Source organism: Chryseobacterium daeguense DSM 19388 (assembly GCF_000430825.1).
Taxonomy (GTDB): Bacteria; Bacteroidota; Bacteroidia; order Flavobacteriales; family Weeksellaceae; genus Chryseobacterium; species Chryseobacterium daeguense.
Map to the genome: position 1 here is coordinate 141,569 of NZ_AUMT01000008.1, position 13,839 is coordinate 155,407.

General features: G+C 36.7%; 15 protein-coding genes and 1 tRNA gene. 13 read left to right on the forward strand and 3 right to left on the reverse strand.

The window, feature by feature from the left end:
* Positions 1 to 87 precede the first annotated feature (87 nt).
* Positions 88 to 161, reverse strand: a tRNA-Ile gene (locus tag H560_RS0111065).
* 62 nt (positions 162 to 223) lie between these two features.
* A complete protein-coding gene (gene mce, locus H560_RS0111070) occupies positions 224 to 622 on the reverse strand; it encodes a methylmalonyl-CoA epimerase (protein ID WP_027380102.1) in 399 nt (132 codons plus the stop codon).
* Positions 623 to 712: 90 nt separating this feature from the next.
* Here mce and rbfA point away from each other — a divergent pair, with 90 nt between their 5' ends.
* From rbfA to H560_RS0111105, 7 genes are all read left to right on the forward strand, one after another.
* Positions 713 to 1,072 carry a 30S ribosome-binding factor RbfA gene (gene rbfA, locus H560_RS0111075; protein WP_027380103.1) on the forward strand — a complete coding sequence of 120 codons (360 nt, stop codon included), beginning with the start codon at positions 713 to 715 and terminating at the stop codon, positions 1,070 to 1,072.
* A 4-nt stretch (positions 1,073 to 1,076) separates the two neighbouring features.
* Entirely contained in the window at positions 1,077 to 2,282 is a 1,206-nt protein-coding gene (locus H560_RS0111080) for an ABC transporter permease (protein WP_027380104.1), read from the forward strand.
* Positions 2,283 to 2,330: 48 nt separating this feature from the next.
* Positions 2,331 to 4,109, forward strand: a complete 1,779-nt coding sequence (locus tag H560_RS0111085) for an endonuclease (protein WP_027380105.1) — start codon at positions 2,331 to 2,333, stop codon at positions 4,107 to 4,109.
* A 62-nt stretch (positions 4,110 to 4,171) separates the two neighbouring features.
* Positions 4,172 to 4,909, forward strand: coding sequence for a shikimate dehydrogenase family protein (locus H560_RS0111090; protein ID WP_027380106.1), 738 nt, complete (start codon positions 4,172 to 4,174; stop codon positions 4,907 to 4,909).
* Between the two features lie 73 nt (positions 4,910 to 4,982).
* Positions 4,983 to 6,785, forward strand: coding sequence for a DUF349 domain-containing protein (locus tag H560_RS0111095; RefSeq protein WP_027380107.1), 1,803 nt, complete (start codon positions 4,983 to 4,985; stop codon positions 6,783 to 6,785).
* Between the two features lie 60 nt (positions 6,786 to 6,845).
* Positions 6,846 to 7,871: a bifunctional diaminohydroxyphosphoribosylaminopyrimidine deaminase/5-amino-6-(5-phosphoribosylamino)uracil reductase RibD gene (gene ribD, locus H560_RS0111100; RefSeq protein WP_027380108.1), complete on the forward strand. Its 1,026-nt coding sequence runs from the start codon at positions 6,846 to 6,848 to the stop codon at positions 7,869 to 7,871.
* On the forward strand, positions 7,872 to 8,477 hold the full coding sequence (locus tag H560_RS0111105) for an IMPACT family protein (protein ID WP_027380109.1): 606 nt from the start codon (positions 7,872 to 7,874) through the stop codon (positions 8,475 to 8,477). It begins immediately after the preceding gene.
* On the opposite strand, the gene H560_RS0111110 is transcribed toward H560_RS0111105, so the two are convergent.
* Complete coding sequence (locus H560_RS0111110) at positions 8,474 to 9,184, reverse strand: zinc metallopeptidase (RefSeq protein ID WP_027380110.1); 711 nt, start codon at positions 9,182 to 9,184, stop codon at positions 8,474 to 8,476. The two genes, H560_RS0111105 and H560_RS0111110, sit on opposite strands and share 4 nt — an antisense overlap.
* A 107-nt stretch (positions 9,185 to 9,291) precedes the next feature.
* Between H560_RS0111110 and H560_RS0111115 the strand changes: the two genes are divergently transcribed.
* The 6 genes from H560_RS0111115 (at position 9,292) to nuoD (ending at position 13,777) form a co-directional block, all read left to right on the forward strand.
* Positions 9,292 to 10,422 (forward strand): GNAT family N-acetyltransferase, encoded by a 1,131-nt coding sequence (locus H560_RS0111115; RefSeq protein ID WP_027380111.1) that lies wholly within the window; start codon positions 9,292 to 9,294, stop codon positions 10,420 to 10,422.
* A 150-nt stretch (positions 10,423 to 10,572) separates the two neighbouring features.
* Positions 10,573 to 10,749 (forward strand): hypothetical protein, encoded by a 177-nt coding sequence (locus H560_RS23175; RefSeq protein WP_169725965.1) that lies wholly within the window; start codon positions 10,573 to 10,575, stop codon positions 10,747 to 10,749.
* Positions 10,750 to 10,870: 121 nt separating this feature from the next.
* Entirely contained in the window at positions 10,871 to 11,242 is a 372-nt protein-coding gene (locus H560_RS0111125; protein ID WP_027380112.1) for an NADH-quinone oxidoreductase subunit A, read from the forward strand.
* Positions 11,243 to 11,336: 94 nt separating this feature from the next.
* On the forward strand, positions 11,337 to 11,894 hold the full coding sequence (locus H560_RS0111130) for an NADH-quinone oxidoreductase subunit B (protein ID WP_027380113.1): 558 nt from the start codon (positions 11,337 to 11,339) through the stop codon (positions 11,892 to 11,894).
* A gap of 88 nt (positions 11,895 to 11,982) precedes the next feature.
* Entirely contained in the window at positions 11,983 to 12,477 is a 495-nt protein-coding gene (locus H560_RS0111135) for an NADH-quinone oxidoreductase subunit C (RefSeq protein WP_027380114.1), read from the forward strand.
* Positions 12,478 to 12,553: 76 nt separating this feature from the next.
* Entirely contained in the window at positions 12,554 to 13,777 is a 1,224-nt protein-coding gene (gene nuoD / locus H560_RS0111140; RefSeq protein WP_027380115.1) for an NADH dehydrogenase (quinone) subunit D, read from the forward strand.
* The last annotated feature ends 62 nt before the right edge of the window (positions 13,778 to 13,839 follow it).

Sequence of the window (13,839 nt, forward strand, 5' to 3'; positions counted from 1 at the left end):
TCTATAAATAGCAACTATAAAAACATAAAAAAACCCCTATTTTAGGGGTTTTTAAAATTTTCGAAGAATTGTCTATCTTCAAAACCGTGGTCCCACCTGGGCTCGAACCAGGGACCACCTGATTATGAGTCAGGTGCTCTAACCAACTGAGCTATAGGACCTCAAAATTTGGTTGAATTTTGTGACTGCAAAAATAGCAAAATTTATTTCACTACAAAATTTTTTATTGCTTTTCTTGGCAAAGTTCTACTAATACACCGTTGGTGGATTTCGGGTGAAGAAAGACAACTAATTTATTATCAGCTCCTTCTTTAGGCTCTTCAGAGATAAATTGGAACCCTTCTTTTTTTAATCTTTCTATTTCCGCAAAGATATTTTCTACCCCAAAAGCCAGATGATGAATACCCTCTTCCTTTTTATCAATAAATTTTGAGATCGGGCTTTCTTCCCTGCTCGCCTCCAGAAGCTCTATCTTACTTTCTCCAGCGGCATAAAATGAAGTAACAACTCCTTCTCTTTCCACAGACTCTTTTTTGTAAGATTCTTTTCCTAAAAGCCTGGTAAAAAGATCATCCGAAACACCTAAAGATTTCACGGCAATGCCGATATGTTCTAATTTCATAAATATTTAAAATAAATTAAGTTATAAATTTGATAAAGCCATCAAATATGAAAGTTCAATTCAAACAAAAGTACTAAATTTGCATAACTTATGGAAAGTAACAGACAAAGAAAAGTAGCACAGATTATACAGGAAGATTTCGCAGAACTTTTCCGTAAACAGGCTTCAGAAAGCAAACAAAGCATTCTGGTAACTGTTTCGGATGTAAAAGTAACTGCTGATCTTGGGATCGCCAAGATTTATTTAAGCATATTCCCACAAGAACACCGTAAAGCCGTAATGAAAGAAATTGAGGAAAATAAAGCTCAATACAGAAATTTCATTGGCCAGAAAATGGCAAAACAGGTGCGTGTAATTCCTAATCTGAACTTTTATCTGGACACTACTCTTGACGATGTTGAAAAGCTCGACAGAGAGTTGAGAGGCGAAGGCGACAATCCTATTTTATAAAAAGTTGAAAAACATTGCATTTTACATAGCTTCAAGATACCTTTTAGCAAAAAAAGGCAGTACTGCTGTTACGTTCATTACGTGGCTGGCTGTGGGTGCTATGATGGTTGCCGTCACTGCAATGTTTGTGATTATTTCCGTTTTTTCAGGGCTTGAAGACCTTAATAAGGAACTGATTTCCAATCTTCACGCAGACCTTACTATTAAAAGCACTTCAGGAAAAAAACTGAAAGATTATTCCAAAATTGATTCTGTTTTAAAAAACAATAAAGAAATCAGCCATTTTTCCAGGGTGATTGAAGAAAAAGTTTACATCAGCTATAATGGAAAAGGGGATATTGCTTATTTAAGAGGGGTAGATTCTGCTTATATTAAGGTAAATCCTATTGATAAAGATGTTTTCTACGGAGCTTATCCAGGCTTTAAATATTCTAATGAAGTATTGATGGAAAATTCTTTAGACAACAGGCTGTCTATTCCAGTTGCCACTTCTACGGGCTACGCAACGGTTTTTATGCCGAAGCCGGGAACCGGAATCATTAACAAGGAAGAAGATATTTACAATAAAAAAGATATTCTTGTCACCGGTGTTTTTCCCGGAAAAGATCAGCTGGACAATTATATCATTGCGCCAATAGAGCTAACGGAAGAATTACTTGACCTCCCGAAACATTCCGCTTACCAGATTGTAATCAAAATTAAAAATCCGGAGAATACCGATGCTGTAAAACAACAACTTCTTTCTTCGCTGGGAAAAAATATTGAAATAAAAACCAAACAGGAGGAAAATGCCGCATTCTGGAAGATGATTAATACAGAAAAGTTATTTATCTACTTGATTTTTGCTTTGGTTATTTTCATTACTACATTCAATCTTGCGGGTGCTATTATTATTCTTCAGCTGGATAAAAAAGAGCAGACAAAATCCCTGATTTCATTAGGGTTTCCGTTAAGCCATCTCCGCCAGGTATATTTCTATACCGGGAGTCTGATTGTAATATCAGGAATTATTTCCGGGCTCATTCTGGGAACGGCACTTTGCTATTTCCAGCAGTACACCGAATTTTTTAGAGCTAATGAAACGTTGCCTTTTCCGATAAAAATTGTTGGTCAGAATTATTTCATCGTTGCTCTTACCGCATCATTATTCGGTTTCATCATTTCCTGGGTATTTTCCAAAATAAGCAAAGACTATATTACTAAAAATTAACACGTTCCGTTTTCATTTTTTTGTACCTTTACCGCCCAATTTTTAAAAATGAAACGCACTTTACTCTCTTTTTTAATGGCATTTGCCTTTATTAATGCATTTGCCCAGATTCCTGCGGGATACTACGATGGTACAACGGGTCTTTCCGGGGCAGCTTTAAAAACTAAACTTAAACAAATTATTACCAATGGCCATGTAGATCACGGATATGGTGGCTTATGGATCGCTTACCAAACCACAGATCGTGATAATTTCTATGAGAATGACGGTACTATTTTAGATATTTATTCCGAAAACCCAACTGGAACTGATGCTTACAGCTACAGTGTTGGAACAAACCAATGTGGCTCTTATAACAGTGAGGCAGATTGTTATAACAGGGAACATATCGTTCCGCAAAGTTTATTTAATGAAGCCAGCCCGATGGTATCCGATATTCATTTTATTCGTCCTACTGACGGATGGGTTAATAATAAAAGGTCAAATTATCCTTTTGGGGAAGTAGGAACAGCTTCTTACACCTCTTTAAACGGTTCAAAATTAGGAACTTCAGCATCTGCGGGGTATTCAGGGACAGTTTTTGAGCCAATTGATGCCTTTAAGGGTGATGTGGCTAGAATGATCTTTTATTTTGTAACAAGATATGAAACCCAGCTTAGCGGCTTCACTTCCGGAGATATGCTTGGAGGATCAGCTTTTCCAGGCCTTCAGACATGGGAACTTGATCAGCTATTGGCTTGGAGCGCTGCAGACCCCGTCTCTTCTGTGGAAATTGAAAGAAACAATAAGTCTTATACATTTCAGGGGAACAGAAACCCTTTTATTGATCACCCGGAATATATCACTCAAATCTGGGGAACGCCGGTTGCTGATACACAAGCTCCGACTGCTCCAACAAATTTAGCAACAAATACACCTAACTCCAATTCAATTTCATTAAGCTGGACAGCTTCCACAGATAATGTTGGAATAGCTGGATATGACATTTACAAGGATGGCGTTTTCTATGCAACTGTTTCGGGAACAACGGCAACTGTTTCAGGGCTAAATCCTTCTACCACATACAACTTTTATATTATTGCAAAAGATGCCGCAGGAAATTCTTCTACAGCAAGCAATACCGCATCAGGAACTACCCTTGCCGGAGGACAGCCGGGCGGAAATTGCGGAACAGAAACTTTTGACGGCATTCCTTCCACAGGAACCAATTATCTTGCTCAAACGTGGACAAGCAATAATGTTACATGGAATGCAACTGATGCAAGAACCGATGAAACCATTAATGGAAAAGCAATCACAATCAGAAACGGATATTTATTAAGCTCCAGTGTTTCTGGAGGAATCCAAAGCCTTACAGTAAAAACACAGCTTAAATATACAGGCTCAAGCAATGCATTAAATGTAGAAATCAACGGAACCCAAGTGGGAACAGTTCCTTACAGCGCAACAGTAGGAACTTTTACCATCAATAATATTAATATAAGTGGAAATATTATAATTAAAATCACCAATCCTGCCGGAGGAAACAGAGTTGCTATTGATGATCTGAGCTGGACTTGTTATAACAGCACATTAGGAACCGCGGAAGCATCAAAGGATAAGTCTTTCAGCGTTTACCCGAATCCTGTAAAAAGCAACGAGCTTTTTGTGAGAGGTGAAAACGTAAGCAAAATTTCAAAAGCTCAGATTTATGACCTTTCAGGAAAGTTAATTCAGACTATAGAGAATCCTTTTAAAAATTCAAATAAAATCAACCTAAAAGGCTTGAAAAAAGGCAACTATATCCTTAAAACCGAAAACAATTCTACAAAATTCATTGTAGATTAAAACTAAAAAATATTTTACATCAAAGGCCGGTTTTCTCCGGTCTTTTTTTTATTTTTGATTATATGGATTCCAATAAAAAATTAGGTTTGATAGGAAAAAATATCTCCTACTCTTTCTCAAAAAAATTCTTTGAAGACAAATTTCAGAAATTAATGCTGAAAGGTTATTCCTATACTATTTTTGATCTCAGTGAAATCAATGAGGTTGAAAATCTGCTTTCCACGCCTGACCTTTTGGGCTTTAACGTAACCATTCCTTATAAAGAAAAAATCATTAATTATCTTGATGAACTGAGTGATGAGGCGGAAGAAATTGGAGCTGTAAACTGTGTTTTAATTCAAAACGGAAAAAAAACAGGCTATAATACAGATGCTTTCGGATTCGAAAAAACCCTGCTTCTTCATAAAAAGCAACATCATGATTCTGCCTTGATTTTAGGAAACGGTGGCGCTGCAAAAGCCGTCAAATATGTTCTGGATAAACATGAGATTTCTTCAATTATTGTTTCCAGAAACACAGAAATTAATTTTGAAAACCTAGATAAAGAAACTGTTGAAAACCATAAAATCATCATTCAGTGTACGCCTGTAGGAACTTTTCCGAATGTGGAAGACTGCCTGCATTTTCCTTTTGAGGGTGTATCCAAAGATCATTTAATTATAGATTTAATTTACAACCCGAATTATACCCAATTCATCATCAAAGCTTCAGAAAAAGGGGCGAAAACAGTGAACGGTTATTATATGCTTGAGCAGCAAGCAGAAAAAGCGTGGGAAATTTGGAACTTTCAAAAAAAATAACATAAATTAGTGCTTTAATTGGCATTTTTGCTATATTTAAAAGATATTAAACGCCACTCATAAAAGATTTGCTATGACTACAGAAAACAACCTTTCTGAAAACGAAGAAAAGAAAATTTCTAACGAAGTACCTCAAGAGGAAACACCTGAAAATACCGCTTCTCAGGAGGAAAACCATCATGAAGAAGATACTGAGCATGAAGAGGAGAATGACGTAGAAATTACGCTGGCCGATGCTTTGAAGGAAATGGAGAAGATCATTAATGCTCCCAATGCAGGTGAAAATTCCAAAAAATTCAATCAGCTAAAAGAAAAGGCAAGTCATTACATCCATGATGAGGTGGAAGACAAAAAACACGAATATACTGATGCCGGAAATGCTCCGGAAAACTTCAGCTACGAACATCCTTTACAGGCCAGATTTTCTGCTTTAGTAAATATTTTCAGAGAAAAATATGATTCTTACCAGAAAGGACAGGAAGAAGAGCAGAAGAAAAATCTTGAACACAGACAAAGTATTATCGAAAGACTTAAAAATCTTTATACAAACTCTGAACCCGGAACCAACCTTTTTAAATCCATCAGAGAAATTAAGGAAGACTGGTCTAATGCCGGACAGGTTGCAAAATCTGAATTCAGAATCCTTAATAACAATTATTTTCACCATCTGAACCAGTTTTACCAGATGCTGGATCTCAACAAAGAATTTCTTGAGCAGGAATACAGCCACAATCTTGAAAAAAGACAGCACATCATAGAACGTGCAAAAGAGCTTGAGCATGAGCCTGTAATTCAAAAGGCACTTAATGAGCTTCAATATCTTCACAAACTTTGGAAGGAAGAAGCAGAGCCTGTCGCAGAAGAATTCCGTGAAAAGACGTGGGAAGAATTCAAAGAAATTTCAAATAAAATCCACGAAAGAAAATCCGAACTTTCCGCAGCCATTGAAGCTGAGCAGAATACCAATCTGGAAAAGAAAAACCAGATCATCGCAGAGATCAAAAAGCTTTCTGAGCCATCAGAAAATCCAAACCACAATTACTGGCAGAATGCCATCAGAAAAGTGGAGGATCTCCGTTCTGAATTCTTGAAAACAGGAAGTGTTCCCAGAAAACTTTCCAACCAGAACTGGAATGATTTCAAAACAACACTAAGAACTTTTAATACTACAAAAAATACGTATTACAAATCCCTGAAAGGGTCTCAGCAGGCTAATCTTGAGGAAAAGCTGAAGCTGATCCAGACCGCAAAAGACAACCAGAACAATGAAGAATGGGATATCGCCGTTCCTTTGTTTAAAAAGCTTCAGGAAGACTGGAAAAAAATAGGCCACGTTCCGAAAAGCATGACCAATAAGATCTGGGATGAATTCCGTGATGCGTGTAACGCTTTCTTCAACAACTACAGAGAAAAAAGCAATACCTCTACGGATAACTGGAAAGAAAATTACAAGAATAAAAAAGCAATCCTTGATGAGCTTAAAACCGTTACAGACGAAGAAGGCAGCATCGAAAGAATAGAAGCCATAAAAACGGCCTGGAACAATATCGGTAAAGTTCCGAGAGATAAAATTTCAATTAACTCAGAGTTTAATAAAACATTGAGAGAGAAGCTCAAATTAAACAAAATCAATGAATTAGAGCTTAAAGAAGAAGGTTTAACGGAAAACCAATTAACGGATAAAGCAAGAAAAATCAAGAGCCAGATCTCTGATCTTGAAGCTGAAATCGTGAAGCTGGAAAACAACCTTTCATTCTTCAATAAGCCGTCGAGAGAAAATCCTTTATTAAAAGATACTTTCAATACCATTGACGAGAAAAAAGCTCATCTGGAAACTTTAAGACAAAATCTCCACAATATTATCTCAGGAGAATAAATTAATTTAAAATCTAAAAGGGCGGAGCAAAGCAATTTGTCTTCGCCTTTTTCATACATAATGCAAGACGAATTTTATATCAAAAGATGTATTGAGCTGGCTCAAAAAGCTTTAGGCAAAACATACCCCAATCCTCTGGTGGGAAGTGTTATCGTGCACGAAGGCAAGATCATTGGAGAAGGTTACCATCATAAAGCCGGTGAAAATCACGCGGAAATCAACGCCATCAATTCTGTAGAAGATAAAAGCCTGATTCCGGAATCTACAATTTATGTTTCACTGGAACCATGTGCCCATTACGGAAAAACCCCACCCTGCGCCTTAAAAATTAAGGAGCTCGGATTCAAAAAAGTGATAATCGGCGCAATGGATTCTCATGACAAAGTAAACGGAAAAGGAAAAAAAATCATCCAGGATGCCGGAATAGAAGCTGTTTCGAGAATTCTGGAAAAAGAATGTATTGAATTAAACAAAAGATTCTTTACCTATCACGAAAAGAAAAGACCCTACATTATTTTAAAATGGGCAGAATCCGGAGATGGATTTTTAGACAAAGATTTTAAGCCCACTTCCATTTCCAATGCTTTGGTGAATCAGTTTGTACATCAGCTGAGAGCCGATGAACATGCTATTTTGGTAGGAACCCAGACCGCCCTTAATGATAACCCTAGCCTTACGGTAAGAAATGTGCAGGGCGAAAATCCGGTGAGAATTCTCATTGATTTTGATCTTAAAGTTCCACAGGATTTTAGCATTTACAATAAAGAAGCAAGAACATTGATTTTTAATTTAATTAAAAACGAAGCTCAGGATAATATTCAATTCATTAAAATACAGAAAGAAAATTTTTTAAATGAATTAATGAATGCTTTATATGAGGAACAAATTCAGTCTGTGGTTATTGAAGGCGGCAGATTTACACTGCAACAGTTTATCAATGAAAACCTCTGGGATGAAGCTATTGTGATAAAAAATGAAGGTCTGAAATTAGAAAACGGAACAAAAGCACCGGATTTTCACTTTACTCCATACAAGGTTGAAAATTTCAGAGATAATCTGATAGAATTTTATAAGAATGAGGAATAAATGCAGTTCGAATATAAAACCATAGAAAAACCTGTCGAAAACATATTGCTGAAAGAAAAAGGAAGCAAATTTATCGGGTATGCATTTCCTGTACACAATGAAGAAGAATTAAAATCTGCATTGGAAAAAATCCGTACGGAACATCCAAAGGCAACCCATCATTGCTATGCCTTCAGGATGGGTTTAAACGGGGAAAATTACCGCGCCAATGACGACGGAGAACCATCCGGAAGTGCCGGACTGCCGATTTACAACCAATTGCTGGCTAATGAAATTACCAATGTTTTAGTCATTTCCGTCCGTTATTATGGCGGGACAAAATTAGGGGTTTCCGGATTGGTGAAAGCGTACAAAGAATCAGCGAAAATTACGCTGAAGCAAGTCAATATTATTACTAAAGAGTTGGAAACCGTCATTAGAATTGAGTTTAATTTTAATCAGCAGAATATCATTTTCACCCTGCTTTCAAAATATGATGCAAAGGTGTTGGAATTTGACGCCAATGAAAATTGTGTAGTTAAAGCCTCTTTGAAGTTATCACAAAAAGAAAGCATCTCAGACAAATTGTCCGAGATGCAATATATTTCTTTTGAATTTTTAGATTAATCCCTTCTACCGCCCATCAGCAAAGATGCCCAGTAAAGAAGTTGCGCCAGTGAGCCGATTGCGGCCACTACATAGGTTCTTGCCGCCCATTTTAAGCTGTCCTGAACGCCTACATATTCTTCTGCAGTTACCGTCCCTGTATCTTTTAGCCATTTCATCGCTCTGTTGCTCGCATCATATTCCACCGGAAGTGTCACAAAAGCAAAAAGAGTCGTAAAGGCAAACATTAAAACACCGATTGCTAAAACCGTTGTATTTCCGTTCGGATCATGAATAGATCTAGTAGCTGTCATAATGACAATACCTGCAATAAGTACAAACTGCATGAGGTTGGAACTTATGTTAACAACCGGAACCAGTTTTGAACGAAGCTGAAGCATGGAATATCCCACCGCATGCTGAACTGCGTGCCCGCATTCATGGGCAGCAACTGCCGCAGCGGCTGCATTTCTTTGCATATAAACGCCTTCGGAAAGGTTAACTGTTTTATTTTCAGGATTATAATGATCAGTTAATTGCCCGGGAACAGAAATTACCTGCACATCATTTATTCCGTTATCTCTCAACATTTTTTCTGCCACTTCTTTCCCTGAAAGCCCGTTTCGCAAATGCACTTTGGAATAATACTCAAATTTCGATTTCAATCTCGATGAAACCCACCAGCTCACAAGCATTGAAATGATGATAATTATGTAATAATCGATCATTTTAAATTAATTTATATGTATATTTTTAACCATAATGATGTAAAAACTATGCCAAAGTATTAGATATAATTTAATTATATTTGCTCTTTAATTCTCCCCAAAACACTATGTCAAAAGTATCTGTTATTGAAGTAAAAACCCCGGGCGAACTCAAGCAGTTTGTAAAATTTCCAATGGTTTTATATAAAAACAATCCCTACTATGTTCCATCTTTTATTAAAGATGAATTCAAAATCTGGGATGCCAAAGAAAATCCAGCCTTACAATATTCCAAAGCTAAACAGTTTTTAGCACTAAAAGACAACAAAGTAGTCGGAAGAATAGCGGTAATTATCAACCAAAAGGAAGAAAAAGAATTAGGCATTAGAAAAGTGCGTTTTGGATGGATAGATTTCATTGATGATGAAGAAGTTTCCAAAGCTCTGATTCAAAAGGCGATAGAGTATGCTAAAGAAAACAGCATCCATAAAATTGAAGGCCCAATGGGATTTACGAATCTCGACAAGGCAGGAATGCTTACAATGGGTTTCGACAAACTGGCAACCATGATTGGTATTTATAATCATGAATATTATCCTAAACATCTTGAAAAACTTGGCTTAACGAAGGAAAAAGAATGGGTAGAATTTGAAATGAATTTCCCTAAAGTTTTACCGGAAAAAGTTGAAAAATTCAGTGGATTGATTGCTCAGAAATATAAGCTTAAAGTTTTGCCTTTCAAGACAAAAGAAGAAATTCTACCGTTTGTGGAGCCTATGTTCAAACTGCTCGACGAAACTTACAAGCATCTTTCAACCTATACCCCTATCACAGAAGAGCAGATAAAAACATATAAGGAGAAATATTTCCCGTTTATTGATAAAAACTATGTCATTTGTGTAGTTGATGAAAACAATGAATTGGTTTCATTTGCCATTACCATGCCTTCTTACTCAAAAGCTTTACAAAAATCAAAAGGAAAACTGTTCCCGTTCGGATGGTGGCATTTCCTTCAGGCAGGCAAGAAGAACGACAGGGCCAATTTTTATCTCATAGGAATCCATCCTGAATATCAGAGACGTGGCGTAACAGCCATTATCTTTAAAGAAATTTTTGTTCGTTTTACAAGTATGGGAATAGAATATGCTGAAACAAACCCCGAATTGGAAGAAAACAAAAGCGTACAGGTTTTATGGCAGGATTATAACCCGGTAAACCACAAAAGAAGAAGAACGTATTCATTAACCTTAAATAATTAATGGTTATGAGTTATAAATTATGAGTTAAATTTAAGACTGTTTATTTAATTTTAAAGGAGATTTTAAAGGAAACATCACTTAAAAATAAAGCTAAAAATTCATACTCAATTTTAACTCATAATTTATAACTCAAAACTTATAACTCTTCACATGAAACCACAACTCATCATTTTCGGGATTCTGATTGCCGGATATATCATTTACAATCTTCTTTTTCAAATTGAGGATGATAGAACGAATACAATAGTTAACATAATCTATGCAAGTGTTATTTTTGGATATATTTCGTTTCTGGCCTACTCTCTCCTTAAAAAAATGAAGAAATAAATGTTATTTTTATTGATTCTAAATTATCGGTTTTTCCCATTTTCATCCCACTTTTAAGTAGATTAATTTCATGCTTTCTTGTTTATTCTGTAAATTTGCAAATTGAGATAATAATGCAAAAATGAATTTACCTGAAAGTTATATTCCAATCCTTATACAAGCAGGTGTTGCGATCGGTTTCGTAGCCATTTCATTGCTTGGAGCGCATTTTTTAGGTCCGAAACAGAAAAAAGGAAATTCTGTAAAAAACCAAAGCTGGGAGTGTGGAGTCCCTGTAGAAGGAAATGCAAGAACACCGTTTTCCATTAAATACTTTTTGACTGCGGTATTATTCGTATTATTCGATATTGAGATCGTATTCTTTTATCCATATGCTGTAAACTTCAGAGAATTCGGAATGGAAGGATTCCTGGCAGTACTTACATTCGTGGCGATTTTCTTCATGGCATTTTTTTATGTCTGGAAACGCGGCGCGCTGGATTGGGATAAATAAATTTTAACATTAAAAGATTGAATGATTAAGAGATTAAAAATTAGCAAATACTTAAATCTTTAAATTCCTAAATCTTTAAATATTTATAAACAAAATGTCAGATAACAAACCAGTAATAAGAACAGATGCACCTGCTCCGGAAGGATTTGAAGGAGAAGGGTTTTTCGCAACGAAACTGAGCAGTGTGATCGGGATGGCAAGGAAATTTTCTCTTTGGCCGTTGCCTTTTGCAACCTCTTGTTGTGGTATCGAGTTTATGGCTACCCTGAACCCGACTTATGACGCTTCGAGATTCGGTATGGAAAGAAACTCTTTCTCGCCGAGACAAGCGGATATGTTGATGGTTTGCGGAACTATATCTAAGAAATTAGGACCTGTCCTAAAAGAAGTTTACACTCAGATGGCTGAGCCGAAATGGGTGGTAGCAGTGGGAGCCTGTGCTTCCAGCGGCGGTATTTTTGATACTTATTCTGTATTACAAGGAATTGATAAAATAATTCCGGTAGACGTATACGTTCCGGGATGCCCTCCAAGACCGGAGCAGATTATTGAAGGAGTAATGCAGGTTCAGGCTTTGGCAGAAAGCGAAAGCATCAGAAGAAGAGATATGCCGGAATACCAAAAATTACTAGATTCTTACGGAATTGATTAAAAATTTAAGAATTAAAGGATTAAAAAATTAATACGAAAACATTAAACCTTTTAATCTTTTAATCTTTTAATCTTTGAATTAAATTAAAATGACAAACGAATTTGTATTAGAAGCAATCACAAGAGAATTTCCGGAATCTGTAATTACAAGCTCAGAACCGTATGGAATGCTGACCATAGAGGTGAAGAAAGAAGATATGAAGAAAATTGTTCACTATCTTAAAGATTCATCACTGGAAATTAATTTCCTTACGGATATTTGTGGAATCCATTACCCGGAGTTTCCTGAGAAAGAAATCGGGGTGGTTTATCACTTACATAATATGATGACCAACTTCAGGTTACGTTTGAAAATCTTTATGTCCAGAGAAAATATTGAAGTAGATTCTTTAGTAGATCTATATGCAGGAGCCAACTGGATGGAAAGAGAAACTTATGATTTCTTCGGAATTAAATTTAAAGGGCATCCTGATCTTAGACCTATTTTGAATATGGAAGATCTTGGATACCACCCTATGCTGAAAGAATATCGTCTTGAAGATGGCACAAGAACAGATAAGGACGATGCAATGTTCGGAAGATAAAAATATAATGCAATAAGCAGTAAGCAGCAAGCAATAAGCTTAAAGCCTAAAGCCTATAGCCTAAAGCATTTAAATTATGAAAGATAACTCATTATCTAATATACTTAACCAATACGAAAGCAAGGAACAAATTGACGGTCAGCTATACACCCTCAATTTAGGACCTACCCACCCTGCAACGCACGGGATTTTCCAGAATATCTTAACGATGGACGGGGAAAGAATCCTTCACGCAGAGCAAACCGTGGGCTACATCCACAGAGCATTTGAGAAAATTTCTGAAAGAAGAAACTATTCTCAGATCACTACCCTTACCGACCGTATGAATTACTGTTCTGCACCGATCAACAATTTAGGTTGGCACATGACAGTTGAAAAACTGATTGGCGTTGAAGTTCCAAAGCGCGTAGACTATATGCGTGTCATTTTGATGGAGCTGGCAAGAATCGGTGACCACCTTATCTGTAATGGGGTAACCGGAATGGACTCAGGAGCGATTACCGGTCTTACCTATATGTTTATCGAAAGAGAACGTATTTACGACATGTATGAGCAGATCTGCGGAGCCAGAATGACCACTAATATGGGAAGAATCGGAGGTTTTGAAAGAGATTTCACACCCAAATTCCATGAGTTGATTAAGGATTTCCTTAAAACTTTCCCTCCAAGATTCAAAGAATTCTGTACATTATTGGAAAGAAACAGGATTTTCATGGACAGAACCATCGGAGCTGGAGCCATTTCTGCAGAAAGAGCATTAAGCTATGGTTTCACAGGTCCGAACTTACGTGCAGCAGGTGTAGATTATGACGTGAGAGTTGCACAGCCTTATTCTTCTTACCAGGATTTCGACTTTATCATCCCTGTGGGAACCTCGGGAGATACTTACGACCGCTTTATGGTTCGTCAGCAGGAAATCTGGGAATCCATTAAAATCATCAAACAAGCATACGAAAATCTTCCTGAAGGACCATTCCACGCGGATGTTCCTGATTTCTATCTTCCTGAAAAGGCAGATGTTTACCAGAAAATGGAAGCATTAATCTACCATTTCAAAATCGTAATGGGAGAAACTGACGTACCGAAAGGTGAAGTTTACCATGCTGTAGAAGGTGGAAACGGAGAATTAGGATTCTATTTGGTGAGTGATGGCGGAAGAAGTCCTTACAGGCTGCACTTTAGAAGACCATGTTTTATCTACTACCAGGCGTATCCTGAGATGATTACAGGTTCTGTAATTTCTGATGCAATCGTTACGATGTGTAGTATGAATATTATTGCGGGAGAATTAGACGCATAAAATTATAAAAAGTATCATTGTAAAATGTAGTAATGATTTTGCAGTGATTAAAATAAATAAGT

Excerpts from the sequence above, each read along its gene's own strand:
- mce (WP_027380102.1), bottom strand. The coding sequence starts at position 622 with ATGAAATTAGAACATATCGGCATTGCCGTGAAATCTTTAGGTGTTTCG.
- rbfA (WP_027380103.1), top strand. The coding sequence starts at position 713 with ATGGAAAGTAACAGACAAAGAAAAGTAGCACAGATTATACAGGAAGAT.
- H560_RS0111085 (WP_027380105.1), top strand. The coding sequence starts at position 2,331 with ATGAAACGCACTTTACTCTCTTTTTTAATGGCATTTGCCTTTATTAAT.
- H560_RS0111090 (WP_027380106.1), top strand. The coding sequence starts at position 4,172 with ATGGATTCCAATAAAAAATTAGGTTTGATAGGAAAAAATATCTCCTAC.
- H560_RS0111095 (WP_027380107.1), top strand. The coding sequence starts at position 4,983 with ATGACTACAGAAAACAACCTTTCTGAAAACGAAGAAAAGAAAATTTCT.
- ribD (WP_027380108.1), top strand. The coding sequence starts at position 6,846 with ATGCAAGACGAATTTTATATCAAAAGATGTATTGAGCTGGCTCAAAAA.
- H560_RS0111105 (WP_027380109.1), top strand. The coding sequence starts at position 7,872 with ATGCAGTTCGAATATAAAACCATAGAAAAACCTGTCGAAAACATATTG.
- H560_RS0111110 (WP_027380110.1), bottom strand. The coding sequence starts at position 9,184 with ATGATCGATTATTACATAATTATCATCATTTCAATGCTTGTGAGCTGG.
- H560_RS0111115 (WP_027380111.1), top strand. The coding sequence starts at position 9,292 with ATGTCAAAAGTATCTGTTATTGAAGTAAAAACCCCGGGCGAACTCAAG.
- H560_RS23175 (WP_169725965.1), top strand. The coding sequence starts at position 10,573 with ATGAAACCACAACTCATCATTTTCGGGATTCTGATTGCCGGATATATC.
- H560_RS0111125 (WP_027380112.1), top strand. The coding sequence starts at position 10,871 with ATGAATTTACCTGAAAGTTATATTCCAATCCTTATACAAGCAGGTGTT.
- H560_RS0111130 (WP_027380113.1), top strand. The coding sequence starts at position 11,337 with ATGTCAGATAACAAACCAGTAATAAGAACAGATGCACCTGCTCCGGAA.
- H560_RS0111135 (WP_027380114.1), top strand. The coding sequence starts at position 11,983 with ATGACAAACGAATTTGTATTAGAAGCAATCACAAGAGAATTTCCGGAA.
- nuoD (WP_027380115.1), top strand. The coding sequence starts at position 12,554 with ATGAAAGATAACTCATTATCTAATATACTTAACCAATACGAAAGCAAG.